This is a genomic window from Glutamicibacter soli, assembly GCF_003309065.1.
Classification (GTDB): Bacteria; Actinomycetota; Actinomycetes; order Actinomycetales; family Micrococcaceae; genus Glutamicibacter; species Glutamicibacter soli.
In genome coordinates this window covers 327,275-351,240 of record NZ_POAF01000005.1, presented here as the reverse complement: position 1 = coordinate 351,240, position 23,966 = coordinate 327,275, and the positions used below count along the sequence as shown (strand labels likewise).

The window sequence follows — 23,966 nt, the reverse complement described above, 5'->3', positions numbered from 1 at the left end:
GCACCCCGGCGTTGGCGACCCGCGGGTTCTCCGAGGAGGCGTTTGCCGAGGTTGCGGAGATCATCGCGCAGACCCTGATTGCCGGGGCCGAGGGCAACACCGGGGTGTTGCCGGAGTTGAAGGCCCGGGTTCTGGAGCTGGCCGCAGCCCACCCACTGTACCCGGAGCTGGCCAAGGTTTCCGAGTAGCATCTTCAAACGAAGATGAGGGCCCGGAAAGCGGCGAAAAAGCGCTTTTCGGGCCCTCAGTCTCTCTACTGCCAAAAATACGCGGCACAAGAAGGACGGCAGGGGGAAGAACCCTGCATGACAGACAAGCCGATCCGGGTTTCACCCGGATCCCAAGATCTAAGGATGTGATCCGCTATGGCGGTAAGCGTATTCGATCTCTTCTCGGTAGGCATCGGACCATCGTCCAGCCACACCGTGGGACCAATGCGTGCGGCCCACGCTTTCATTGCGCATCTGGTGCGCGAGGGGCAGCTCCCCGCGGTGGAGCGCATCCGCGTTGACGTCTACGGTTCGCTGGCCGCCACCGGCCGCGGGCACGGAACCTTCACCGCCATCATGCTGGGGCTGGAAGGCTTCGAGCCGGAAAGCATCCTGCCGACCCAGGTTGATTCCCGCCTGGCGGACATGGACGCGAGCGGCGTGCTGCGCCTGGCCGAGCAGCTGGGGCACCGCAAGGACCTGGACTACCGGGTCGAGGACATGATCCAGCACCCGCTGACCGTGCTGCCCCGCCATACCAACGGCGTCAAGTTCATCGCCTTCGACGCCCAGGGCGCCGAATTGTCCAATGAGACCTTCTTCTCCGTCGGAGGCGGCTTCATTGTGCGTGAAGGCGCCGAGGAACGCATCGAAAAGAGCCTGGAAAAGAAGCTCAAGCAGCAGCCCTATCCGTTCACCACCGCGTCCAAGCTGCTGGAGCACTGCCGCGAAACGGGCAAGTCGATCGCTGAAATCATGATGGCCAACGAGGAAACCTACCGCACCCGCGAAGAAATCCGCTCCGGCCTGATCCACATCTATGAGGTCATGGAGGAGTGCAAGAACTCCGCCCTCGAGCGAACCGGCGTGCTGCCCGGCGGCCTGAAGGTCCGCCGACGCGCGCCTGAATGGCACAAGCGCCTGCGCAAGGAAGACAAGGACCGCGATCCGGTGTTCTGGCAGGAGTGGATCAACCTCGTGGCCCTGGCCGTCAACGAGGAAAACGCTTCGGGCGGCCGGGTGGTGACCGCCCCGACCAACGGCGCCGCCGGCATCATCCCCGCCGTGCTGTTCTACGCAACCCACTACGCCCCGGGGGCCAAGTACTGGAACGCGGAAGAAAAGCACGACGCCGTCGTGAACTTCCTGCTCACCGCCGGCGCGGTCGGCGTGCTCTACAAGGAACAGGCCTCGATCTCCGGCGCCGAGGTCGGATGCCAGGGCGAAGTCGGTTCGGCCTCCTCCATGGCCGCCGGCGGGCTGGCCGAAATCCTGGGCGGAACCCCTGCACAGGTGGAGAACGCCGCGGAGATCGCCATGGAACACAATCTCGGACTGACCTGCGACCCCATCGGAGGACTGGTGCAGATCCCATGCATCGAACGCAACGCGATCGCCGCTTCCAAGGCAGTGAACGCCGCGAAGATGGCGCTGATGGGCGACGGCGAACACCACGTCACCCTCGACGAAGTCATCATCACCATGCGGGAAACCGGCAAGGACATGAGCGACAAGTACAAGGAAACCGCGATGGGCGGACTGGCCGTCAACGTCGTCGAATGCTGACGCACTGACAATCGTGCACCATGCGCCGACAGGGCGGAGCTTCATCGAAGCTCCGCCCTGCCGGGCTTCCGGACCCTATGAGCTCAGGCACCATGGCGGGACATCGGCAGGCAAGGATGATAGAACTGGAGATAGACGGTGGCCCACACACCACCCTGTCCGCAAGGAGGTGATCACATGGACGACGGCCCTAGCCGATCTATGTTCACGCGATCTCTCCGGGACGATTCGTAGCGCCCAAGCCTCCTTCGGCTTCCCTGCGTGCACGTCTGCGAGTTCGCGACCGGCTCTCATTCACGTGCGCAGAACACCATCTAAATCAGGAGATTTATCTCCTCTTTTTTGATGCTTCCAGCCTTCGGCTTACGGGGCAGAATGCTGATGTTTCCGCGCCAAACAACACGTTTGGACGACTTACCATGTACATCACTCCAAAAGTAGACTTCTCAACTAATTCTCGGGAACTGCACGCAGCCTTGAAAGCGGAGGAGCTCGGCGCATTGGCCGTGCAGCTTCGCCGGCTGGAACCGGCGGAAATCATCGAACACCTGGACACGCTCAGCCTCTCCGAAGCCGCCATCGCCTTCCGCCTGCTGGACAAGCCGCGGGCGTTGAGGGTGTTCGAAAAGCTCGACGCCCCGCTGCAGGCCGACCTCATCAAGGGCCTCCAGCAGGACGCGGTTGCCCAGACGCTGGCCGGTATCGGAGCCACCGAGCGGGCGGCGCTGCTCGACGAGCTTCCTGCCACGGTGGCTTCCAGCCTGCTGCAGGCACTGGACTCCACGACCCGCGAAGAAACCCGCGTGCTCCTGGGCTACTCCGCGGCCTCCACGGGACGCTTCGTCTCGACGCGCTACATCAAGACCTACCCGGAGCTGACCGCAGAGCAGACCCTTGAGCGCGTCCGTCAGCAGGTGGCCGAGCGCACCATCGCAAACATGGTGCTCGTGGTGGACCACGAGCGCCGCCTGCTCGGCGGAGTGGAGCTCAGCCAGCTCATCGCCGCTGATCCGCAGAGCCTCGTCGGGGACCTGCTCACCCCGATGTTCACCGCGACGGTCGCGGATCCCGCGGTGCAGACCGCGCGCCGCGTGGTCAACCGCCAGCTCGAAATCGGCGCGGTGCTCGACCAGGAAGAAAAGCTGGTCGGGGTCCTGAGCTGGGCTCAGGCGCTGGAGATCCTGGATGACGCCGACGAGGCGCGGACCGCACGCACCGCCGGTTCCGAACCGCTGAACCGGCCGTACCTGAGCACCCCGATCGGCGGCATGGTCCGCTCGCGCATCCTCTGGCTGCTTGTGCTGGCCATCGGCGCCACGTTGACCGTGCAGGTGCTTTCCAGCTTCGAGGAAACCCTCGAATCCATGGTAGTGCTCAGCCTGTTCATTCCGCTGATCGTCGGTATCGGCGGCAACACCGGCAACCAGGCGGCGACCACCGTCACCCGAGCCCTGGCCATGGGGGAGGTGCGGATCTCCGACATCGGCCGCGTGCTGCTGCGCGAGGTCCGCGTGGGCTTCGTGCTGGGACTCAGCCTCGGGCTGCTTGGCTTCCTGCTGACGCGGGTGATCTTTGAGGAACAGGTCGCCTGGGTGATTGGCCTGACCTTGATGGTGCTGTGCACCGTGGCGGCAGGGGTCGGCGGCATCATGCCGATCATCGGCAAGTCGATCAAGGCCGATCCGGCGGTGTTCTCCAACCCGTTCATCTCGACCTTCGTCGACGCCGCGGGGCTGGTTGTCTACCTGAGCATCGCGGTGCTGGTCCTGGGCTGAGGCTCCGGCCCGCGCCGGGGCGAAATGTTACGCCGCATCTCGGCGGCGGAATAAGCGGCCGGGCCGGAACGTCATACCTAGCATGCCTCAAAGTAAACTCTTCGCTCCCACGACCATCCCTACCCGCGCCGGAGAAGGCCTGGCGCTGCGCAACCGCGCGGTGCTGCCGCCGATGTGCCAGTACTCCATCGAGCAGCGCGACGGGATCCCGACCGCCTGGCAGCTGGTCCATCTGGGCGCCCACGCCCAGGGCGGATTCGGGCTGGTCATCGCCGAGGCCACGGCGGTGGCGCCCGAAGGCAGGATCTCCGACTTGGACGTCGGTTTGTGGAACGAGCAGCAGGCCGAAGCCTGGAAGCCGGTCACCGAGTTCATCCATTCCCAGGGGGCCGCCGCCGGCGTGCAGCTGGCCCACGCCGGAGCCAAGGCCTCAACCTACGGCTGGCTCAAGGAATACGAGGACGCCGGGAAGACCGGAAGCCTCGCCCCGGAGGACGGCGGCTGGCAGACCCTGACCTCGACCCCGAGCGATTTGCACGGACTGGCTCCGGCAGCCCAGATGTCCGGGCAGCAGATCGCCGACTCGGTGCAGGACTGGGCCGAGGCCGCGAAGCGCGCGGACCAAGCTGGATTCGACCTGATCCAGATCCATGCAGCGCATGGCTACCTGATCCACCAGTTCCTCTCCCCGCTGGTGAACCAGCGCACCGACCAATACGGCGGCAGCTGGGAGAACCGCACCCGCTACCTGCGTGAGATCGTGCAGGCAGTCGCAGCCGTGTGGCCGCAGGAGAAGGCCCTGGGCATCAGGTTCTCCGGAGACGACTGGGTCGAGGGCGGCTGGCGCATCGATGACACGGTGCGGCTGGCCACGGAACTCTACGCGGCGGGCGTGCGGGCCTTCGACCTGTCCAGCGCGGGGATCGGGCCCTTCCGCGGTCCCAGCGGACCGGGATACCAGGTGCCGCTGGCCCAAGCTGTCAAGCAGGCGCTGCCCGAGGACGCGTTCGTCACGGCCGTCGGCGGGATCACCGATCCAGTGCAGGCCGAGCAGATCCTGGTGACCGGCCAGGCCGACGGCGTGAGCGTGGGACGCGCCGCCCTGGGCGACCCGCAGTGGCCTAACCGGGCTGCCAAGAAGCTGGGCGCGGCCACGGCATCCCCGGCGCAGTACTGGCGCGGCCGCTGGTAGATTCAGGGGGCCATGCTGATTTGCGCGGATCCGCGGCTTACTTTGCGCTTACCTCTTCCTGCATCTGAATAGTGATGTTAGGTTAGTGCCACGGATCAAGTCGCATCGCGGCGAGAGTCGCGTGCGGAAGGGAGTCAGCATGGCACTACGCGCGGATTCTAATGGAATCGACGCTTCGCTCTACCGAAAGCCCGGCCCGTGGAGCACCGCACTGGTCGATGCTTCGCTGGGAAACACATCCGCCCAAGAGGCAGCAGATAATCTTCCCGACAAGGTGGCGAAGCTACTCAAAAGCCAGCAGGCAAGCGCTGGGGATATCAGCGCCGTCACCGGTGCACTTGAGCCAGCGCAGGGAATGCGCGCACCGGTTGCCCGTTTCATCGCAGTGCATGACGGCGAGGTGCTGTTGAACGAACTGCTCCCCGGGCTGAAGGTTGAATCGCCGTCGGTCGACGTCGGACCGTTCCCGAACTTCACTGCGCTGGCGCGATCCCGCGGCGGCTCGTTCTCCTACCTCGTGGCAGAGGTCGGACGCGACGGCGGAGAAGTCCATCTCTACAACACCACTTCACCCGAACGCATCGCCAGCCGCGGCATCGTCGGCGCACCGGAGGAAGTCCGCCACGCGCGCAAGGTGCCCGGGGAATACGACCAGCCCAAGGCCCAGGCCGCTGCGGATGAAATGATTCGGCGGAACACGGAGGAAGTCGCCGAGCTGATTGAGGACATGTGCCGCGACAACTACGTACGGCTGATCGTCCTCTCCGGGGACATCAAGGCCCGCGAAGCGGTCGCCAGCGCGCTGCCGGCCAACCTGCAGGACTATGTGGAAGTCATCGACGCCCACACGCGCACCGGCGGCGCGGATACCAAGCAGGTGCAGCAGCATATTTCGAAACTCGTGGACGAGGTGAAATCGGCGGCCGTCGCGGACCTGGAGGCCAAGGTCACGGCGCAGGCAGGCAACGGGAGGTCGCTGCTGGCCGTGGGGCTTGACGAAGTCGTCACCGCGCTGCAGTCGGCCCAGGCCGAAGTGGTGCTGGTCGGCCAATACCAGGACGAGCACACCCTGCGCGCGCTGAGCGCCGAACCATGGGTCGCACACCAAGAAGGAGATGATCACGCAGACCTGGTAGTCGGCGAATGGCCGGCCCCGGAAGTCCTGCTGCGGGCCACTGCCCTGACCGACGCAACGATCCGCTACGTCCCGGACATGGCCATGCCCGACGGTGCCGGCATCGCCGCGCTGCTTCGGTGGGCCAAGTCCTAGGAACCAACCGCACTTAACCAACCAAGCGTGGGAACGCCTCGGCGATCCCACGCTTGCCTATGCCTGCCGTCGCGCATGCGGGGCGGCTACCGGTAGTTCCGGTCCGGTTCCTGTCCGGCTGGTCCGTCCGGCCCCTGCGCTCCGGGCTGCCCCGGTTCCATCGGCGTCTGCGGGAATCCGTCCGGCCCGGGCTGGTGCTGTCCGGCGAAGTTCCCGTTCTCCTGCGGCGCCCAGTAGGCCTGCTGCTGCGGGCCCATCGGGTAGGCGATGGGCCACGGCTGCAGCAGGTGCTGCTCGGCGCGGCGGCGCGGCGCCGGCCCGACGCTGCGCTGGATGTCCTTCTTCTGCGCGAGCTTGACCAGCAGAACCGTCAGGATTGCGGTCATCGCGCCGGAGATGAGCAGCGAAACCAGGTCCGAGCCCTTGGCGTTCAGGTCCACCAGGCCGACCGAACCGAGCAGGAACAGCGAGGTGTTGTTCACGACGTGGATCGCGATCGCGGCTTCCAAGCCGCCGGTGCGCCAGGTCAGGTAGCCGGCGGCGATGGCGAAGATCGCCACGTCCAGCAGGCCGTAGACGTCGTACAGGTGCCCGGCGGTGAACAGCGGCACCGGCAGCAGGATCGCGAAGAGCGGGTGCTTGAGCCAGCTGCCGATGACCTGCATGAACGCCCCGCGGAAAACAAGTTCCTCGGCTGCGCACTGCAGCGGGGTGAGCAGGATGACCAGCAGGGCGTAGAACAAGGGGCTAGGCGGGATGCTGCTGGCAGGCACCTCGACGCCGCCGCCCGCATCCAAGGCGTCCAGGATGAACGTCAGCGCGAAGTAGGCGGCGTACACGATGCCGCTGACCGCGAACGCGGTGCCCATCCAGCCCCAGCGGATCTTCCCGGCGACCGAGACCAGCAGGCAGACCGGCTTGGCTCCGAGCAGCAGGTAGGCGAACCACACCGAGGGGATCATCACGATCAGCGAGATCATCACGATGGAGAACATCATCGGGTCGGCCATGTTCATCACCGTGAGCTGCTCCAGCGCCGCGGTGTCGCCGCTCCAGAACGCCGGATTGGACATCATCATCACGAAGGCGATGACGCCAACCACGATGGAGAGCACCGCGAAGAATCCGGAGGCAGTGCCCAGCAGCGCCAGCGGACGCCACCAGCGGTAGTTCTCGTCGCGCCGCAGGAGCCTGTGGAACTCGTAGCGCGGTTCATCAACGTTTTCCGTCGGGGCCGGAAGCCCCGCATTTGATGTCATGCTCATGCTTCCATTCTCCCGGTGAGGCCCACCCAAACGCATGAACCTTCCGGAGGATCTCTGCGCTCATTCCGAAGGGGCAGGCATCCGGGCTTGCCACTGGCTGATTAGACTTGGGGACGACAACTTCGACTCGAGCGATGCGGAGAACGCACCCGTGGGCCACCACCATCACGACGAACCCATCCTGCAGGACCCCAAGCGGCGCCGCCGTGCCTCGATCATCCTCTGGGCCCTGCTCGCACCGGTCGGCGCCCTGGCGCTGGTCATGGTCATCGCGCTGTGGCCGCAGGGGAACTACGACAAGTTCGCCCTGTCGGGATCCACTGACACCACCGGCGGCGCGGTGATGGCCACCGGCACCGTGACCCGTTCGGTATTCCAGGACTGCCCGTCTTCGCAGGGCCTGGAGGACGTGGGCGGCAAGGTGCTCGAATGCACCGTCACCTACGTGATGCCCGATGACGGCGGCGCCGAGATCCAGCTGGAGATCCCGCAGGAGACGCTGCAGTCGCGCGAAGCGCGGGCGGGGGATTCGCTGCGCTACCTGGACCTGTCCAAGGTGGGCTCCAACTCCGGGACGGATTTCGTGTTCGTTGACTTCGTGCGCACCTTCCCGATGGCCCTGCTGGCGATCGCCTACGGCCTGGTGGTCGTGCTCGTGGCAGGATGGCGCGGGGCCCGCGCCATGATCGGGCTGGTCGGCGGCATCGCCTTCATGATCGTGTTCATGGTCCCGGCGCTGCTGGAAGGCGGCAATCCGATTGTGGTGGGCCTGACCGGTTCGACTGCCATCATGTTCGTGGCGTTGTATTTCGCGCACGGGCTGAATGCCAAGACCTCCACCGCGCTGCTGGGTACGCTGTTCGGCTTGGGGGTGACGGCCGGACTGGCGCTGTGGCTGACCGACGCGGCGGCGCTGACCGGGGCGCACGACGAGGCCGCCATGACGCTGTCCACCGTGGCTCCGCAGATCTCGCTGCCGGGCCTGCTGATCTGCGGCGTGCTGATCGGCGGCATGGGTGTGCTCAACGACGTGACCATCACCCAGTCGGCCACGGTCTGGGAGCTGGCAGAGTCCGCGCCGAAGGCCAGCGCCACCGAGCTCTTCCTGCGCGGCATGCGCATCGGGCGCGACCACATCGCCTCCACGGTCTACACCATCGCCTTCGCCTATGCCGGCGCGGCGCTGCCGGTGCTGGCCATCGCCGCGCTGAGCAACCAGGGCTTCGGCACCACGCTCAGCTCCGGGGAAATGGCCGAGGAAGTCATCCGGATCCTGATCGGCTCCATCGGCCTGGTGCTGGCGATTCCGGTGACCACCGCCATCGCGGTGCTGGTGGTCAAGGCCACCGGAACCGGGGGAGCACACGGCAAATCGCTGGGCGGCAGCGGCCGCCGGGCGGCGCTAAGTGCGAATCATTCTCACGAGTAATGTAGAATAGTTCTCAATAGCGAACCTGAACTAGAAAGCTTCCTCGTGAAAAACCGCTCAATTCTCGCCTCACTTGCCCTCGTTCCCGTCGCCGGCCTGCTGCTGTCGGGATGCTCCTCCGATGCGCAGAGCGCGCCGGAGACCTCGGGCCCGAGCATCGTGGCCACCACGAACGTCTACGCGCAAATCGCCCAGACGGTAGCCGGCGAGCATGCGGAGGTCAGCGAGATCATCGCCTCCACCGCGCAGGACCCGCATTCCTACGAGCCGACGGCCCGCGACAAGCTCGCCGTCTCCCAGGCCAGCATCGTGCTGGCCAACGGCGGGGGATACGACTCCTTCATGGACACCCTGGTCCAGTCGCTGCCCCAGGAGCAGCGCGACAACCTCTCGCTGCTGCATGTGGTCGACTCCTCGCCGGTCGCCGCCGAGGAAGCCCAGGGCCACGGGGACGAAGCCGATGAGCACGCCCACGACGAGGGCGGGGAGCACGGGCACGAGCACGCCGAGTACAACGAGCATGTCTGGTACGACCTGGACTCCATGAGCGCGCTGGCCGATGCCCTCGCCGCCGAGCTGGGCAAGCAGGACGCCGCCAACGCCGCCGACTACACGCGCAACGCCCGGGAATTCGACGCCGACATCGAGCAACTGGCTGGCGAGCTGTCCGCCGCCGGGCTGGAGGGCAAGAGCTACCTGATGACCGAACCGGTGCCGTTCCACCTGCTGGAGGACGCCGGCATGGTCAACAAGACCCCCGCCGGGCTGAGCGAAGCCATCGAGGAAGGCGAGGGCATCGCCCCGCTGACCCTCAAGAACGCCGAGGACCTGCTGGCCGGCAAGGGCGCGGACGTGATGGTCTACAACGTGCAGACCGAAGGCACCGAAACCAAGGCCCTGAGCTCGGTGGCGAAAGACGCCGGGGTGCCCGTGGTGGAACTGACCGAGACGATCACCGACGGCTCGACCTACCTGGAATGGATGCAGGGAAACATCGAATCCCTTGCCTCCGCGCTGAAGGGCTAGCGCTTACGTAGACTTAACGCATGCCGTTGATTCCATCCCCAATCAATCAAGCCGCTGGAAAAGCCAAGTCCCTGCTGGCCGAGCGCTCGGTGCGAGCCCAGATCGCCGAAGCCTCCCGTGGACTGGAACAGGCGGATGTGGTCCTGTTCTTCGCTGAAGGCCCGGGCCAGATCTACCAGCTGGACACCTGGCTGGAGACCTTCGAACGGCTGGCCGACCAGGGGATGAGCACCGGGGTGGTGCTCATGGACGCGCTCAGCGCGCGGCAGGCGCTGGACTCGACCAGCCTGCCGCTGCTGTTCACCCGCTCCATGGAGCAGATCGAGAAGCAGCTGGCCGCGATGGGCACCAAGGCCATCTGCTACGTGAACAATTCGCAGCGCAACTTCACCATGCTGCGCTTCAACGGCCCGGCGCACATCCACCTGAACCACGGCGAGAGCGAAAAGGCCTCCATGGTCTCCAACCAGCTCAAGGCCTACGACTACGCCTGCGTCGCCGGCCCGGCGGCGGTCGAGCGCATCCGCGAGGCCATCCCGCGCTTCGACCTCGCCCACCTGGTGCAGATCGGCCGCCCGCAGCTTGATGCGCTGACGCCCAGCGGCCCGAGCGCCAGGATCCGGGTGCTCTATGCGCCGACCTGGGAAGGCGATTCCCAGGCCATGGCCTATTCCTCCATCACCGCGCTGGGGGAGCGGATCCTCGCCCAACTGCAGGCCGACGACCGCTTCGAGGTCCGCTTCCGCCCGCACCCCAAGACCGGTGACGTGTCGGGCGAAGCCCGCAAGTCCATCACCGCATTGAAGTCCAACTACACCTCGCTGCTGGATCCCACCGCGGACGCCGGCCAGTCGCTGGTCTGGGCCGACGTGGCGATTTGCGACATCTCGGCCATGTCCTACGACGCGGTGGCACTGAATGTGCCGCTGCTGCTGGCCGGGGACCGGGACTGCAAGCTGCGCCAGGGCCTGCCGGCGGACCAATTGCTCGGCCACGCCAACGGGCTGGCCGACCGCGTGGCCGCGCTGGCGGCCTCCGGGGTGTCCGGACGGCAAAAGCAGCTGGCCCAGTATTTCTTCGCCACCACCGAACCGGGGGGCGCGACGGAAAAACTGGGCCAGCTGCTGCGCAGTGTCTGACGCTTCGGGCTAGCGCTGCTTGAACACCGTGTCCTGCCATTCGCGGTGGGCCGCGGTGTCATGGGCGATCAGCACGTGTTTGACGTTCGTGTACTCGTCGAAGGAGTACTGACTCATGTCCTTGCCCATGCCCGAGGCCTTGTAGCCGCCGTGCGGCATGTCCGAGACGATGATGATGTGCTCGTTGATCCACACGCAGCCGGCCTGGATCTCGGCGCTGGCGCGCATGGCGCGGTTCACGTCCTTGGTCCAGGCGCTGGCGGCCAGGCCGTAGGGGGTGTCGTTGGCCAGCTCGATGGCCTGCTCGTCGGTGTCGAACGGCAGCGCCACCAGCACCGGGCCGAACACCTCGTCCTGCACGATCTCCGAATCCTGCGCCGCTCCGGTGATCAGGGTCGGGCGGTAGAAGTTGCCCGGACGGTCAACGCGCACGCCTCCGGCCAGGGCGGTGGCCCCGGCGGCGACGGCGCGCTCGACCATGGCCGCGACCTTGGCCGCATGCTGCTCGCTGATCAGCGCGCCCATGTCGGTGTCCTCGTCGGTCGGATCCCCGACCACCATGGCGTCCATCAGCTCGGCCACGCGGGAGGTGAACTTCTCGAACACCGAGGAGTGCACGTAGGCGCGAGTGGCGGCGGTGCAGTCCTGGCCTGCGTTGATGGTGGAACCGGCCACCGCGCCGTGAGCTGCTGCCTCGATATCCGCGTCGTCGAAAACCACGAACGGCGCCTTGCCGCCCAGTTCCAGATGCACGCGCTTGCCGCTCTCGGCGGCCATGGACATGATCTTCAGGCCCACCGCGGTGGACCCGGTGAAGGAGGTCATCTTCACCAACCGGTGGCGCACCAGCGGCTCGCCGACCTCCACGCCGCCGCCGACCACCACGTTGATGACGCCGTCGGGCAGTCCCGCGTCCTTGGCGGCCTGCGCGAACAGCAAGGTGGTGCCAGGGGTGAGCTCGCTGGGCTTGAGCACGATGGTGTTGCCCGCGGCGATCGCCGGCAGCACCTTCCATGCGGCCATCTGCAGCGGGTAGTTCCACGGGCTGATCGAGCCGATCACGCCGATGGCCTCGCGGCGCACCATCGAGGTGGTGTTTCCGGCGTAGTCCCCGGCGGCCAGGCCCTGCAGGTTGCGGGCCGCTCCGGCGAAGAAGTTCACGTTGTCGATCGAGCCCGGCACATCGAATTCGGTGGACATGCGGATGGTCTTGCCGGTCTGCGCGGTTTCCACCTGTGCCAGCAGGTCGGCCTTGCCCTGCAGCTCGCGGGCCAGGGCCAGCAGGTGGTCGGAGCGCTCGCCCGGGGTGAGCTTGGACCAGCTGGAGAACGCGGCGGCCGCTGCCTGCACTGCCTGGTCGACCTGGGCGGCGGTGGCGGTGTCCACGTCCATCAGCTTCTGGCCGGTGGCAGGGCTGGTGCGGGTGATGGCAGGGCCTTCGCCGCGCACGAACGCGCCGTTGATGAACTGGTGGCCCTCGGTGAATTCAAAGGTAGTCATAGGTGGTTCCTTGGATAGGTAGTGGCTGGCGGCGGGCTCAGGAATCGAAGCCCATGCCGATCTTGTCCATGAGCTTCAGGAAGGGCGAGCGCTTGCCTTCGTTGCGGTCGGCCTTCACCAGGTGGCTGGTCATCAGCTTCACGCCGACCCAGGCGGCAGGCTCCGGCGGGAACGGGATCGGCTTGGTGCGCACCAGTTCCAGCTCGGTCAGCTCGGTCTTCGCGCCGGAGAGCAGGTCCAGCATGACCTTGCCGCCGAAGCGGGTGGCGCCCACTCCCAGCCCGGTGAAGCCGGCGCAGTAGGCGACCTTGCCGCCGTAGGCCAGGTCGAAGAAGGAGAAGAAGCGCGAGCAGGTGTCGATTGCCCCGCCCCAGGCGTGGGAGAACTTCACCTCGCGCAGCTGAGGGAAGCTGCCGAAGAAGTGCGAGGCGAGCTTCTCGAAGGTTTCCTGGTTGGTGTCGTAGCTGGAACGCACCTTGCCGCCGAAGTGGTAAACCGCGTCGTAGCCGCCGTACAGGATGCGGAATCCGCCCTGCTCGTCGATGGTCGGGCGGGAGTAGTGGAAACGGTTGTTCATGTCAGCCAGTCCCACCATCGGATCCCAGCCGATGGCGGCACGCTGTTCTTCGGTCAGCGGCTCGGTCATCAATGCGTAGTCGTAGACCGGGATGACGTGGGCGCGGTGGCGCTTGAGCAGCGAGGGGAAGACGTTGGTGGCCAGTGCGACGTGCTTCGCGGTCACCTGTCCGTCGGCAGTCAGCGCGCGCATGGTGGCGCCGTCCTCGACCAGCTCGGTGACTTGGGTGTGCTCGTAGATCTTCACGCCAAGCTCGGTGCAAACCCGGGCAAGTTCCCAGACCAGCTTGGCGGGGTGGACCAGCGCGGAGCTGTCCTTGTCCCAGGCGCCGGCCAGGAAATCGGGGGAGTTGATGAGCGTGCGGGTACCGGCGGCATCCAGGACCTCGACGCCCTCGGATCCGGCTTCCTCGGTGACCCATTCGATCTGGTGGGGTTCGGTGGCAACGTTCAGCACGCCGTCGCGGGTGAAGTCAACGTCCATGGTGTAGCGTTCGACGGTTGCCTGCAGCTCGTCGAGGTTCTGCGCGCCAAGCTTTGCCAGCAGCGCGTTCTCCCTGGGCAGGTGGTTCTCGCCGTTGGTTTCGCCGTGGACCAGCGAGGCTTCGCAGAAGCCGCCGTTGCGTCCTGAGGCGGCCCAGCCGATGCGCTGGCCCTCGAGCAGCACGACCTCGCGTTGCGGGTCGCGCTCCTTGGCCTGCAGCGCAGTCCACAGGCCGGTGTAGCCGCCTCCGACCACCAGCAGGTCGGTGTCGACGCTGCCGTGCAGCGCGGACTTCGGCGCCGGGCGCTTGTCCGTGTCCAGCCAGTAGCTGGTGTGCTTGGCGTCGGCCAGCGAGGCGGAGATGTGCGCGCGCGAGGCCTTGGCCTCGTGGCGGTCGAATGAAATCGGGTTGGTGATAGCCATGGATGGTCCTTGGTCTGAAAGGTATGGGGTCGGGAAGGAATGCGGGTTCAGGCGCGGTGCGTGGCGCATTCCAGTGGTACGACCAGGGGACCTTGGGCCTTCGCGGTGAACTGAGCGCGGGTGATCTCGGAAGATTGCCAAGGGGCAGTCAAGGGTATCCCTCTTCTCAAGGTCAAGATCACGAATAGAATGTGATTCATTACATATTCAATCGTTCCGCGGTAGCGGTGTCAAGCCAAACCCGACCAACTGGTCGGTTTGTGACGAGCCAGTCTTTTAGCGACTTCAGATGTGCCCTGTTGCAGGCAGGCAAAAGCCCCCGGGCTGTTTCGAATGAAACAGCTCGGGGGCTTGGGTATCAAGGTCGGCTGAGCGCGGCGGGAACCGGAAGATTCGCCGCGTTGGCCGCCCCGGCATGCCGGCGGCGGACCACTAGCGCCGAGGCGAACATGAGCGCGAACTCCATGAGCGCGATCAGCAGCATCGGGACCGCATGGCTTCCTGGGTGCCCCGAGTGCCCATCGTGATGCCCGGTGAACCAAGGCATCCCGACAACCATCGCGATATGCGCCGCTCCCATGGCCGCGCACATGCCCAGCAGTTCCAGCGCGTTCCCGCCGCGCAGCACGCACCAGGCGCACTTAAGGCACCAGGCGGTCATGGCCAGCAACAGCGCCGTCCACAGCGGCGCGTGCGGGATGAGCGCCAGTACCGCCAGATGCACTACGGCCGAGCCGAGCACGGCCGCGCCCAGCACGCGGTTCCCGAGCTGCACCCGGGCCGGTGCTGCCGGGGCGGCGCTAGCCGTTAGAACCGCAGCAGCCATCGGCTTCGGTGGTGGCGCAGCAGCCGTGCTTGGCAGGCTCCGGGACATCCAGCACCGGCGAGCGGTCGAAGAAGCCCTCGGGGCGGATCTTGAAGCCGACGGTGTCCACCGGCATGATCGGCCAGTCCTCGGTGCGCGGGAAGTGGGTCAGCGCGAAGGTGTGCCACAGGCTGATCTTCTCGCCGTCGATGCTCTTGTCGTCCTCGATCCAGGAGCCGATGCCGTCCACGCCCGGGTTCTGGTTCACGAAGTCGCCGGTCGGGTAGCGGTGGGCGGCGTTGCGCTGGGTGACCCACAGGGCCTTGGAGGCGAACTGCGCGCGCTGATGCACCGAGGAGCCTTCGGCGGCCAGCAGGGTCGGCAGGCCCTGGGGCAGCAGCTTGAAGCCCACCGGCTTGCCCAGGTAGTTCTTCTTCTCCGGGTTGGTGACCACCCAGGTGCGCCCGGCGGCCTGATTCGCGTCGCGCACCGCCTGCTTCTCGGTGGCTAGCACGGTGTGGCTGCGGGTGAAGGCGTTGCCGCGCGGGTTCTCCTCGCTGATCGGCAGGCGTACCGCTTCTTCCTCGATGACCTGGCTCGGCCCGCCGTCCAGCGAAAAGTCGAGGCGGGCGCCGAACAGGTGCTGGTGGAACGGCGCACCCAGGCCCGGGGCCATCTCCGAGGCGAAGCGCTCGTCGCGCATCGCGGAGGTGAACACGATGCCGGTGGCCTTGGCCTCGAACTCGATGGTGCCGTCCAGGTACAGGTACCAGTAGAAGCCGTAGTCGTAGTTGCCCACGGTAGTGAAGAAGCTGATCACTAGGCGGCGGTTGCGGCGGGTGTACTTCACGCCCGACCAGTCGTCCGAGTGCTTGGAGAGGATCGAGGCGTCTTCCTCGTGCATGCAGATGCCGTTGGTGATTCTCTGCGCGTTGCCGTCGGCGTCGGTGATCACCGGGGAGATGTAGTGGATCTCGCCCAGGCAGTCGCAGCCCAGTTCCAGGGAGTTGGCGAAGCGGCCGACCAGGTACTCGCCGGTGTCGAAGTAGTTCTGCCAGCTGCGCACCGGCGACGGATCGCCGTAGGGGACCACCATCTCGGCGATGGACGCGCGGTCAAGGATGCGGCGGCGCTCGCCCGCATCGTCGAAGCCGATGTTGTAGAGCACCAGGCCTTCGCGCATGTCGAAGCCGATGTCCAGCGACCACTTCTCCCACTCGACGTGGTTGCCCTCGGTCACGGTGAAGCTGGCGCCCTGCGGCTGGGTGATCTCGATCGGCTTCTGGGAGGTGCGGACCGGGCCGGTCAGCTCGGGATCGGTGTAGTTGCCGTGGGTGGCAGGGATCTCGACATTGCCGAAGTCCAGCAGCTGGTCGACCTTCGCGGCGATGGTGTCGATGTAGACGACCAGGCCGTCGATCGGGTGCGCCCAGGCGGAGTCCTCGGCGAAGTCCTGGCGGAAGGCCAGGCCGCGCAGGATGCGGCGCCCGGATTCCTCCGGGTACTCGAACACGCCGGCGGACAGCGGGGCGACGCGCACCTGGTCGGTGCGCAGCCCGCGCTTGGCCAGCGCGGCGGCCCACTGCTCGTCCTCGGCCAGGATCGCTTCCATCATCTCGAATTCCTCGACCAGCACCGGCAGCTGTCCCACCGCGGCCGGGTCGAGGTTGATGACCGAAGCGACCTCGCCCCGGGTCAAGTCCAGCACCACGTCCTTGGGTTCGTTGCGCAGCTTGTCCATGAGCATGACGCGCACCAGGCGGTCGGCGTTCTGCTCGCTCGGGTCCTCAAGGCCCATGTAGGCGATGCGGGTGTGCTCGGTGAACAGCCGGTTCTCGACCAGCAGCGCCTTGGCTGCGGCGATTTCCTGCTCGGCGAGCAGGGTGAAGTTGGTGTCCACGGAGGTGGTTTCAGTCATGATGCTGGAGCCCTTCGGTGATGGGATGTGATCCACAACATTTTTTGTTCTCTGGGTGTAGAGAATACGGTGCTGTGACCCACGACGCAAGCCCTGCGGTGAAACGCGTCATTGCGCCTAGGCTTAAGCCATGCCGAAAATCGTCGACCATGACCAGCGCCGTCGCGAGATCGTAGAAGTCACGTGGAGATTCATCGCCCGCGAGGGCATCGCGAAGCTGAATTTGCGCGACCTGGCCGCGGCCGCCGGTTACGCCAACGGCGGGCTGAAAATCTATTTCCCGACCAAGGATGCGATTCTCGCGGCCACCTTCACCTACGTCGCCGAGTCCACCGATGCGCGGATCGAGCGCAGCGCCGGCTCGCTGGAAGGGCTGGCGGCCATCGAGGCCTTCGCCCACGAGGTGCTGCCGCTGGACGAGCTGCGCCGCGACGAGGCCCGGGTTGCCGTGCACTTCTGGCACCTGGCGCTGGGTGATCCGGCGCTGGCCGAGGCCAATGCCCGAACCATGCAGGGCTGGCGCGACGCTCTGGATGCCTGGCTGGAGCAGCTGCTGGGCGCCGGGCACCCGGAGGCTTCGGCGGCGCGCGATGCGCTGATCAACTTCCTGATGGGCGCCCAGGCCGGAAGCGTGCTCGACGAGCAGGCCAATACCGTGCAATCGCTGCTTGAACAGCTCGAGCACCATCTGGCCGGGCTGTCGCGGCTAGCCGAAGCCCGCTGATCTTTCCTCTACGTAGGAAGAAAAACCGTGACTTTTCGGTCTTTGTGGGCTACCCTCGAACGTGTCGCCCGGCACAGTCGCGGGCGCAGAGCACAGGGGGCGTGGATGTATCAGGTGCAGCATGTTGACTCGTTTTCCGCATGGTCGGCGCTGATCTCCGACGCCTTCGTGCAGCTGCGCAGCGAACAGGTCTCCCGCGGCCACTTCGCCGCCACGCTCGGGGCCAACATGCTTGGGGACATCGGCCTGATGCGCATCACCGCCAAGCCGCACGCCGTGCTGCGCACCGAGGACTTGAGCACCAGCGGGGACGGGGACTACTACAAGGTCTCCTACCAGCTCGACGGGCACGGCCTGCTCATCCAGGACGGGCGCGAAACCGTGCTGTCCCCGGGGGATCTGGCCATCTACGACACCCAGCGCCCCTACACCCTGTCCTTCGACAAGCCTGCCTCCGTCATGGTGGCGCTGGTGCCGCACGACCAGTTCAGGCTGTCCCCGCAGCAGGTCGGGCAGATCACCGCTGTCGCGCTGAAGCACGAGCACCCGCTGGCCGGCACCGTCACCCCGCTGCTGCGCCACCTGGGCAACAACCTGGCCGCCTGGGACGAATTCGGCGGCTACTCGCTGGCCCGCAACACCGTTGACCTGATTGCCACCGCCCTGGCCGGCGCGCTGGGCGGGGAAAACCAGGCCGACTCCAAGGCCGCGCAGCGCCAGCGCATCACCGCCTACATCGACGCGCACCTGGACGAACCCGAACTGGATCCGGCGCGCATCGCCGCCGCGCATTTCATTTCGGTGCGTTCGCTGCACGCGCTGTTCGAGCACGAGCCGCGTACCGTCGCCGCGCTGATCCGGCACCGCCGGCTGCAGCAGGCACGCACGCTGCTGCGCGATCCGCTGCTCGGGCAGGTCTCCGTGCAGCGCATCGGCGCGAAGGTGGGCATCCCCGACGCGGCGGGCTTCAGCCGCATGTTCTCCCGTGAATTCGGCCTCACCCCGGGCCGCTTCCGCCAGCAGCAGGCCGCCTGAACGCACAGGCGGCGAACCTGCGCCCAAGCGCAAGAGCGCTGCACGCAATGCCAAGGTGATCCACGCCATACCGGGGGATCCTAGAGTTACCTACTCGTAATGGGGGATCCAATGGGACTCGAACAACGCAAACTGGGCGTGCCGGCCCTGGTCGTGATGATCATCGCGGCCAGTGCACCGCTCACCGCCGTCGCCGGCGGCGTCACCACCAACTATGCGGTCACCGGCATGCAGTCCGTGCCGCTGTCATTCCTCGTGGTCGGCGCGATCCTGTTGGTCTTCAGCATCGGCTACACCGCCATGAGCCGCCACATTCCCAACGCCGGCGCGTTCTATGCCTACATCGCCCAGGGCCTGGGCCGGGCCTCCGGCGTGGGCGCCGCGATGATCGCGGTTGTCAGCTACAACCTGATGCAGATCGGCATCTACGGCATGTTCGGCTTTGCCGCTTCCTCCTTCGCGAATTCCATGATGGGCACGCAGATCCCCTGGTGGGTCATGGCCTTGGCGGCCTGGGTGCTGGTCGGCCTGCTGGGCGTGAACCGCGTGGACTTCTCGGTCAAGGTGCTGGGCATCGTGGTGGCCGCCGAGTTCCTGGTGGTTGTCATCTACAACGTGATGGCCTTCGTCATCTCCCCGGAGGCCCCGGCCCCGGGTGCCGCCTTCGACCTCTCGGACGCGATCGCACCCGGCATGGGCGCTGTCATGGCGTTCACCATCGCCGCGTTCATGGGCTTCGAATCCGGCACCATCTACAACGAAGAAGTCAAGGACCCCAAGCGCACCGCCCGCACCGCCACGATCATCGCAGTCATCGTGATCGCCTGCTTCTACGCCTTCTCCGCATTCGCGATCTCCGTGGGCGAGGGCGCCTCGAACGTGCTCGGCGCCTCGGCCGAATTCGGCCCGGATCTGATCTTCGTCTTCTTCGCCACCCACGGCCCGGCCTGATTCGTGGACCTGGCCAACCTGCTGTTCATCACCAGCCTGTTCGCCGCGCTGCTGGCGTTCCATAACGTGGTTGCCCGCTACTTCTACTCCATGGGCCGCGGCGGCGCACTGCCCGCCTTCCTGGCCGGCACCTCCCGCCGCACCCACGCCCCGGTCGCCGGCTCGCTGGCCCAGTCGATGCTGGCGCTGATCGTGATCGCGGTCTTCGCTGTCATCTCCACCGGCGAAGACCCGATGTTCATCGTGTTCACCATGTTCACCTGGCTGACCAATTCCGCGGCCTTCGGCCTGGTGCTGCTCATGGCGCTGACCTCCTTCGCGATCATCGGATACTTCGCCACGCACCGCACCAGCGATTCGCTGCTCACCCGGGTCATCGCCCCGCTGCTCTCCGGAGCCGCACTGGTCTTTATCTTCATCCAGATCGTCATCAACTTCGACGTTTTGCTCGGCATGGAAGAACCGGGCATGCTGGGGTACATCCTGATGGCCATCGTCATCGTGCCGGGCATCATCGGATTCCTGGTGACCACCGCGGCCCGATCCAAGGCCGTCATCAAGACCGACGCCGACCAAGTCCCAGTCCTCTAACCACACCACCCACGTAAAGGAGCCAAATCAATGGCCTACGCAAATGCCCAGGAACTGCTCGCGGCAATCTCGCCGGCGACCGGCGGCACCGAAGTCCTCGACCCGGCCACCGGCGAGCTTGTCGGCCGCGTGGCGGAGAAGTCCGTCTCCGACCTGGACTCCGCCGTCGCCGCGGCCCGCGCCGCCCAGCCGGCCTGGGACGCGCTGGGGCACGATGAGCGCAAGCGCCTGCTGAACGCCGCCGCGGACAACATCGAGGCCAACGCCGAGGCCCTGGCCGAACTGCTCTCCCGCGAGCAGGGCAAGCCGTTGAACGGCCCGAACGCCCGCTTCGAGGTCGGGGGAGCAGCCGCCTGGCTGCGCGCCGCCACCGCCTACGACGTGGACCCGGAAGTCGTGGTCGACGACGGTGAAACCTACGCCGCCAAGCACTACCGCGCCCTGGGCGTGGTCGGCGCCATCGGCCCGTGGAACTGGCCGATGATGATCTCGATCTGGCAGCTGGCCCCGTCCCTGCGCATGGGCAACACCGTGGTGATGAAGCCCAGCGAATACACTCCGCTGTCGGTTATCGCCCTGGGCCACATCCTCAACGAGGTCCTGCCGGCCGACGTGCTGCACGTGGTGGCCGGCGGGCGCGAGGTCGGCGAGAAGCTCTCCGCCCACCCGGACATCGACAAGATCATGTTCACCGGCTCCACCCGCACCGGCAAGGCGATCATCCGCTCCTCGGCCGACACCGTGAAGCGCCTGACCCTTGAGCTCGGTGGCAACGACGCCGGCGTGGTCATGGAGGACGCCGATCCGCAGGCCATCGCCCAGGACCTGTTCTGGGGCGCCTTCATCAACACCGGCCAGACCTGCGCCGCCCTCAAGCGCCTCTACGTGCCGGAATCCATCTACGACCAGGTCTGCTCCGCGTTGACCGAGGTCGCCAAGGCCATGCCGATGGGCGTGGGACTGGACGAGAACAACGTGCTCGGCCCGCTGCAGAACAAGGCGCAGTACGACATCGTCGCCGACCTGGTGAAGGACGCCGTGGACTCCGGCGCCACCGTGCTGCTCGGCGCCAACCCGGATGATTCGGCGGCCGGCTACTTCTACCCGACCACCCTGATCAGCGACATCGACCCGGGCAACCGCCTGGTCACCGAGGAGCAGTTCGGCCCGGCGCTGCCGATCATCAAGGTCAAGGACAGCGCCGAGGCCATCAAGCACGCCAATGCCCTGGAGGTCGGCTTGGGAGCCTCGGTCTGGGGCTCGGACCGTGCCAAGGCGTTGGAAGTTGCCGCCCAGCTGCAGGCAGGCACCGTGTGGATCAACTCCCACGGCACCATCGACCCGCGCATCCCGTTCGGCGGTGCGAAGCAGTCCGGCTACGGCCTCGAATTCGGTCTCGACGGCCTGAAGTCCCTGGCCCAGCCGCAGGTCATCAAGGGCTAGCAACCGCTGCCAGGGCGCCGCACCGCAAGGTTCGGCGCCCTGGCATTTTTTAACGCGTCATCCCCGGGGCTTCGGGTGGTAGTGGTACCAGAGGTCCTCGATGAATGGCTCGTTGCCTGCGCGGACGTCCACCCGCGCATTGCTGAAGCTCGTGCCGTCATCCAGCGTGATGTCCGCACTCATCCACGAGCCGTTGAACGTGCCGAGCTCGAGTTTCGCCGGATTGTAGAGCTGCTCGATGTTCGACTGCAGATTCCGGGCCGATGAGGTGTAGCCGAGCACCGCAAAAATGCCGAGTGCCGCCATCAGTGACAGCACCAACCCGCCAGCGACGAGTTCGGCACGGATGGAAGAGCGCAACTTGTAGGTCTGGTAGCCATCTGCCAGCTGCTCGAACTTCTTCCGACGGTACCAGCCGTGCAGCAGCAGCGGCACGCCTCCGATGAGCAGCACGGCGGCCACCCCGAAGCCCAGCACCGGGGTGATGAAATCCACGTTCAGGTATCGCTCCTCCATAACCCCACGTTATGACGGTACTTTCCCTTGTGCGACCTCATTTTGGATGATTTCTCCGCTGGCATCGAAAGTGCCCGGAGGCGATCGGACCTTTCCGGCGCGTGCCGAGCATGCCGAAGAGCTGCCGTTTCTCGGTGGCAGGCGCAGACAGCCGAGCAGCATCCGGGTTATCGGTCTTCGCGCCGTGGGGTATGGATGTTCTCACGGAATTCGAGTTCCCCGGTCGCGTCATGAACGAAGATTTCGCCCGAACCGAGCTCCTCGGCTTTTTTGCAGGCAATGTCATAGGCTTCGGCTCGTGAGTGGCAAGTTGCCAGGTGCTTCCCGCTGAGAGTCACGACCCAGGCCTCGCTGTTGGCCAGAATTTGGAAGTGGTTGGCGCTCATGCTCTTTCCTTTCTCGGGGGCCATGGGGAAGCGTTTGCTTCGATGTGAGATCTGGTCACTGGTTGGGACGGCGGAAAAGATCGGCCTTGCCTCCACCATTCCATGCTGATTTCCGGGCTTCCAGATGGTTCAGGGAATATCCAGAGTAGACCCCTCGCGCGATGATCGGGGATTCTGGATATTTCCTCTGATATCCAGATCGGGCATGAACTGTCTCGCTTTCCGTCCTACATTGAGCACATCACCGTTCGGTCGCTACTGGACGGCACGAGAAGGAGAGAAAGTAGTGCGGGTTAAGACAAGGACATTGCAGAAACTCCTACCGGGCATGGCCGTGCTGCCCTTGCTGGCCGGCTGCGGCGCACAGATTCCCGTGGATCCCGAGGGAACGCTTGAGGACGTCAGATCGGGGACCATCAGCGTCGGAGTATCACCGAATGCGGACTTCGTGGAGGTTTCGAACGGGCCGTTGCAAGGTTCCGAAATCCAGATCATTCAGAATTTCGCCGAAAACCTCGATGCTGAGGTGGAATGGACGGTGGGAGGCGAGGAACAACTCGTCGAAGCTTTGGAAAACGGTGATCTGGACCTCGTGGCCGGAGGGATCAGTTCCAAGACTCCGTGGGCCGAACAAGTCGGGATGACACGGCCCTATACGACTCACGTGGATGTTGATGGCAAGGAAAGCAAAATCGTGATGCTGGTGCCGCCCGGCGAGAATGCTTTCCTCTTTGAAGTGGAACGCTTTCTCGACCGGACACAGATGCCATGAATAGCTCGCCCGGAACCCATTTGCCCGAGGAACAGAAGCGACTGATGCGCCGCGCCGCCAAGCTGGAGTGGATCAGCGTTGGATACGCGGCTTGCACGATCACAGTGGTCGCCCTGGTTGTTGGGAATTCGCAGGCTATGAGGACGGCTTGGGTTGAGGACATGCTCTCGGTGCTTCCGCAGCTTGCCTTCCTCATCGCTCTGCGCTGGACGCGCAAGCCACGCAAGCCACGCCAGCCGTACGGCTATCACCGTTCCATGGGTGCCGGACATCTCGTCGCAGGCGTGGCGTTGCTGGTGGTAGGCGCCATGCTGGCCTACGAATCGATTACCGCGTTGGTTAAGACGGAACATCCCACCATCGGAACGGTCAATCTGTTCGGCCACACAATCTGGCAGGGGTGGCCGATGATTGCGGTGATGACGGTTATTGTCATCCCCGCGCTCATCCTCGGTCGGCTGAAGATCAAGGTCGCCAAGCCACTGCACAACAAGCTGCTGTACGCGGATTCAAAGATGGCCAAGGCCGACTGGCAGACCAACGCGGCTTCCATCGTGGGCGTTGCCGGAATTGGTCTGGGAATCTGGTGGCTGGATGCCGTGGCCGCACTGGTCATCTCGCTCGGAATTCTCAAGGACGGCTGGGACAGCACCCGCTCAGCGACCTCCGACCTGCTCGACAGCCGAGCATCCGACCTTGACGGCACCGATCCGCATCCGCTGGTGTCGCGGATCGAGGAGCAGCTGGCCCGAATGAATTGGGTCGAGGAATCAGCGGTCAGGGCTCGTGAACTAGGCCAGGTTCAGCACATCGAGGTTTTCGTGGTTCCGCATTCGGGGCAGGTCGGTGTCAAGCAGGTCGCTGAGGCCTGTGCTGAGCTGGAGGAGCTCGATTGGCCGGCCTACGACGTAGTGATGATCCCCGTGAGTTCGATCCCGGACTATTTAAGCGAGGCTCCGGCCAGGGTGTGA

Annotated in this window: 21 protein-coding genes and 1 pseudogene; 15 read left to right on the top strand and 7 right to left on the bottom strand. The window is 65.6% G+C overall.

All coding sequences use genetic code 11. The features are described 5' to 3' along the window. The 5 genes and pseudogenes from C1H84_RS12440 to C1H84_RS12420 form a co-directional block, all read left to right on the top strand. Nucleotides 1-188: pseudogene (locus C1H84_RS12440) on the top strand (serine hydroxymethyltransferase); the annotation flags it as partial. A gap of 177 nt (nt 189-365) precedes the next feature. Next, nucleotides 366-1,775: an L-serine ammonia-lyase gene (locus C1H84_RS12435; RefSeq protein ID WP_113607542.1), complete on the top strand. Its 1,410-nt coding sequence runs from the start codon at nt 366-368 to the stop codon at nt 1,773-1,775. Nucleotides 1,776-2,194: 419 nt separating this feature from the next. Next, nucleotides 2,195-3,550 (top strand): magnesium transporter, encoded by a 1,356-nt coding sequence (gene mgtE / locus C1H84_RS12430; RefSeq protein WP_113607541.1) that lies wholly within the window; start codon nt 2,195-2,197, stop codon nt 3,548-3,550. Nucleotides 3,551-3,632: 82 nt separating this feature from the next. Next, nucleotides 3,633-4,742: an NADH:flavin oxidoreductase/NADH oxidase gene (locus C1H84_RS12425; protein WP_113607540.1), complete on the top strand. Its 1,110-nt coding sequence runs from the start codon at nt 3,633-3,635 to the stop codon at nt 4,740-4,742. A 139-nt stretch (nt 4,743-4,881) separates the two neighbouring features. Beyond that, the gene (locus C1H84_RS12420; protein ID WP_047119942.1) at nt 4,882-6,012 is read left to right on the top strand and encodes a baeRF2 domain-containing protein; all 1,131 of its coding nucleotides are present in this window, start codon (nt 4,882-4,884) and stop codon (nt 6,010-6,012) included. Nucleotides 6,013-6,098: 86 nt separating this feature from the next. Here C1H84_RS12420 and C1H84_RS12415 read toward each other — a convergent pair whose 3' ends face one another. Next, nucleotides 6,099-7,277, bottom strand: a complete 1,179-nt coding sequence (locus tag C1H84_RS12415; protein ID WP_181728125.1) for a CPBP family glutamic-type intramembrane protease — start codon at nt 7,275-7,277, stop codon at nt 6,099-6,101. Between the two features lie 151 nt (nt 7,278-7,428). Between C1H84_RS12415 and C1H84_RS12410 the strand changes: the two genes are divergently transcribed. The 3 genes from C1H84_RS12410 to C1H84_RS12400 are packed head-to-tail and all read left to right on the top strand — an operon-like array spanning nt 7,429 to nt 10,871. Then, nucleotides 7,429-8,706, top strand: coding sequence for a YibE/F family protein (locus tag C1H84_RS12410; protein WP_047119941.1), 1,278 nt, complete (start codon nt 7,429-7,431; stop codon nt 8,704-8,706). 45 nt (nt 8,707-8,751) lie between these two features. After that, nucleotides 8,752-9,732, top strand: coding sequence for a metal ABC transporter solute-binding protein, Zn/Mn family (locus C1H84_RS12405; protein WP_052772473.1), 981 nt, complete (start codon nt 8,752-8,754; stop codon nt 9,730-9,732). Nucleotides 9,733-9,752: 20 nt separating this feature from the next. Beyond that, on the top strand, nt 9,753-10,871 hold the full coding sequence (locus C1H84_RS12400) for a CDP-glycerol glycerophosphotransferase family protein (RefSeq protein ID WP_052772472.1): 1,119 nt from the start codon (nt 9,753-9,755) through the stop codon (nt 10,869-10,871). A gap of 9 nt (nt 10,872-10,880) precedes the next feature. Here C1H84_RS12400 and C1H84_RS12395 read toward each other — a convergent pair whose 3' ends face one another. From C1H84_RS12395 to C1H84_RS12380, 4 genes are all read right to left on the bottom strand, one after another. After that, complete coding sequence (locus C1H84_RS12395) at nt 10,881-12,371, bottom strand: aminobutyraldehyde dehydrogenase (RefSeq protein WP_047119939.1); 1,491 nt, start codon at nt 12,369-12,371, stop codon at nt 10,881-10,883. Nucleotides 12,372-12,408: 37 nt separating this feature from the next. Continuing rightward, nucleotides 12,409-13,854: an NAD(P)/FAD-dependent oxidoreductase gene (locus C1H84_RS12390; protein ID WP_047119938.1), complete on the bottom strand. Its 1,446-nt coding sequence runs from the start codon at nt 13,852-13,854 to the stop codon at nt 12,409-12,411. A 358-nt stretch (nt 13,855-14,212) separates the two neighbouring features. After that, nucleotides 14,213-14,680, bottom strand: coding sequence for a hypothetical protein (locus C1H84_RS12385; RefSeq protein WP_146956053.1), 468 nt, complete (start codon nt 14,678-14,680; stop codon nt 14,213-14,215). Continuing rightward, the gene (locus tag C1H84_RS12380; RefSeq protein WP_113607538.1) at nt 14,655-16,577 is read right to left on the bottom strand and encodes a primary-amine oxidase; all 1,923 of its coding nucleotides are present in this window, start codon (nt 16,575-16,577) and stop codon (nt 14,655-14,657) included. The genes C1H84_RS12385 and C1H84_RS12380 overlap by 26 nt, the downstream gene beginning before the upstream one ends. 130 nt (nt 16,578-16,707) lie before the next feature. On the opposite strand from C1H84_RS12380, the gene C1H84_RS12375 reads away from it, so the two are divergent. From C1H84_RS12375 to C1H84_RS12360, 5 genes are all read left to right on the top strand, one after another. Continuing rightward, nucleotides 16,708-17,301, top strand: coding sequence for a TetR/AcrR family transcriptional regulator (locus tag C1H84_RS12375; protein ID WP_047119935.1), 594 nt, complete (start codon nt 16,708-16,710; stop codon nt 17,299-17,301). A 105-nt stretch (nt 17,302-17,406) separates the two neighbouring features. Further along, nucleotides 17,407-18,336, top strand: coding sequence for an AraC-like ligand-binding domain-containing protein (locus C1H84_RS12370; protein ID WP_047119934.1), 930 nt, complete (start codon nt 17,407-17,409; stop codon nt 18,334-18,336). Nucleotides 18,337-18,447: 111 nt separating this feature from the next. Then, entirely contained in the window at nt 18,448-19,287 is an 840-nt protein-coding gene (locus C1H84_RS18545) for an APC family permease (protein ID WP_244910896.1), read from the top strand. A 3-nt stretch (nt 19,288-19,290) separates the two neighbouring features. Further along, entirely contained in the window at nt 19,291-19,878 is a 588-nt protein-coding gene (locus C1H84_RS18540; RefSeq protein WP_244910895.1) for an APC family permease, read from the top strand. Nucleotides 19,879-19,908: 30 nt separating this feature from the next. Continuing rightward, nucleotides 19,909-21,321, top strand: a complete 1,413-nt coding sequence (locus tag C1H84_RS12360; protein ID WP_047119932.1) for an aldehyde dehydrogenase family protein — start codon at nt 19,909-19,911, stop codon at nt 21,319-21,321. 57 nt (nt 21,322-21,378) lie between these two features. On the opposite strand, the gene C1H84_RS12355 is transcribed toward C1H84_RS12360, so the two are convergent. Continuing rightward, a complete protein-coding gene (locus tag C1H84_RS12355; RefSeq protein WP_047119931.1) occupies nt 21,379-21,837 on the bottom strand; it encodes a hypothetical protein in 459 nt (152 codons plus the stop codon). A gap of 167 nt (nt 21,838-22,004) precedes the next feature. Continuing rightward, complete coding sequence (locus C1H84_RS12350; RefSeq protein ID WP_146956051.1) at nt 22,005-22,223, bottom strand: DUF2188 domain-containing protein; 219 nt, start codon at nt 22,221-22,223, stop codon at nt 22,005-22,007. Between the two features lie 328 nt (nt 22,224-22,551). Here C1H84_RS12350 and C1H84_RS12345 point away from each other — a divergent pair, with 328 nt between their 5' ends. Continuing rightward, nucleotides 22,552-22,995 (top strand): transporter substrate-binding domain-containing protein, encoded by a 444-nt coding sequence (locus C1H84_RS12345; protein ID WP_047120885.1) that lies wholly within the window; start codon nt 22,552-22,554, stop codon nt 22,993-22,995. Then, the gene (locus C1H84_RS12340) at nt 22,992-23,966 is read left to right on the top strand and encodes a cation diffusion facilitator family transporter (RefSeq protein WP_113607536.1); all 975 of its coding nucleotides are present in this window, start codon (nt 22,992-22,994) and stop codon (nt 23,964-23,966) included. The genes C1H84_RS12345 and C1H84_RS12340 overlap by 4 nt, the downstream gene beginning before the upstream one ends.

Excerpts from the sequence above, each read along its gene's own strand:
- C1H84_RS12435 (WP_113607542.1), top strand. The coding sequence starts at position 366 with ATGGCGGTAAGCGTATTCGATCTCTTCTCGGTAGGCATCGGACCATCG.
- mgtE (WP_113607541.1), top strand. The coding sequence starts at position 2,195 with ATGTACATCACTCCAAAAGTAGACTTCTCAACTAATTCTCGGGAACTG.
- C1H84_RS12425 (WP_113607540.1), top strand. The coding sequence starts at position 3,633 with ATGCCTCAAAGTAAACTCTTCGCTCCCACGACCATCCCTACCCGCGCC.
- C1H84_RS12420 (WP_047119942.1), top strand. The coding sequence starts at position 4,882 with ATGGCACTACGCGCGGATTCTAATGGAATCGACGCTTCGCTCTACCGA.
- C1H84_RS12415 (WP_181728125.1), bottom strand. The coding sequence starts at position 7,277 with ATGAGCATGACATCAAATGCGGGGCTTCCGGCCCCGACGGAAAACGTT.
- C1H84_RS12400 (WP_052772472.1), top strand. The coding sequence starts at position 9,753 with ATGCCGTTGATTCCATCCCCAATCAATCAAGCCGCTGGAAAAGCCAAG.
- C1H84_RS12395 (WP_047119939.1), bottom strand. The coding sequence starts at position 12,371 with ATGACTACCTTTGAATTCACCGAGGGCCACCAGTTCATCAACGGCGCG.
- C1H84_RS12390 (WP_047119938.1), bottom strand. The coding sequence starts at position 13,854 with ATGGCTATCACCAACCCGATTTCATTCGACCGCCACGAGGCCAAGGCC.
- C1H84_RS12385 (WP_146956053.1), bottom strand. The coding sequence starts at position 14,680 with ATGGCTGCTGCGGTTCTAACGGCTAGCGCCGCCCCGGCAGCACCGGCC.
- C1H84_RS12380 (WP_113607538.1), bottom strand. The coding sequence starts at position 16,577 with ATGACTGAAACCACCTCCGTGGACACCAACTTCACCCTGCTCGCCGAG.
- C1H84_RS12375 (WP_047119935.1), top strand. The coding sequence starts at position 16,708 with ATGCCGAAAATCGTCGACCATGACCAGCGCCGTCGCGAGATCGTAGAA.
- C1H84_RS12370 (WP_047119934.1), top strand. The coding sequence starts at position 17,407 with ATGTATCAGGTGCAGCATGTTGACTCGTTTTCCGCATGGTCGGCGCTG.
- C1H84_RS18545 (WP_244910896.1), top strand. The coding sequence starts at position 18,448 with ATGGGACTCGAACAACGCAAACTGGGCGTGCCGGCCCTGGTCGTGATG.
- C1H84_RS12360 (WP_047119932.1), top strand. The coding sequence starts at position 19,909 with ATGGCCTACGCAAATGCCCAGGAACTGCTCGCGGCAATCTCGCCGGCG.
- C1H84_RS12355 (WP_047119931.1), bottom strand. The coding sequence starts at position 21,837 with ATGGAGGAGCGATACCTGAACGTGGATTTCATCACCCCGGTGCTGGGC.
- C1H84_RS12350 (WP_146956051.1), bottom strand. The coding sequence starts at position 22,223 with ATGAGCGCCAACCACTTCCAAATTCTGGCCAACAGCGAGGCCTGGGTC.
- C1H84_RS12345 (WP_047120885.1), top strand. The coding sequence starts at position 22,552 with ATGGCCGTGCTGCCCTTGCTGGCCGGCTGCGGCGCACAGATTCCCGTG.
- C1H84_RS12340 (WP_113607536.1), top strand. The coding sequence starts at position 22,992 with ATGAATAGCTCGCCCGGAACCCATTTGCCCGAGGAACAGAAGCGACTG.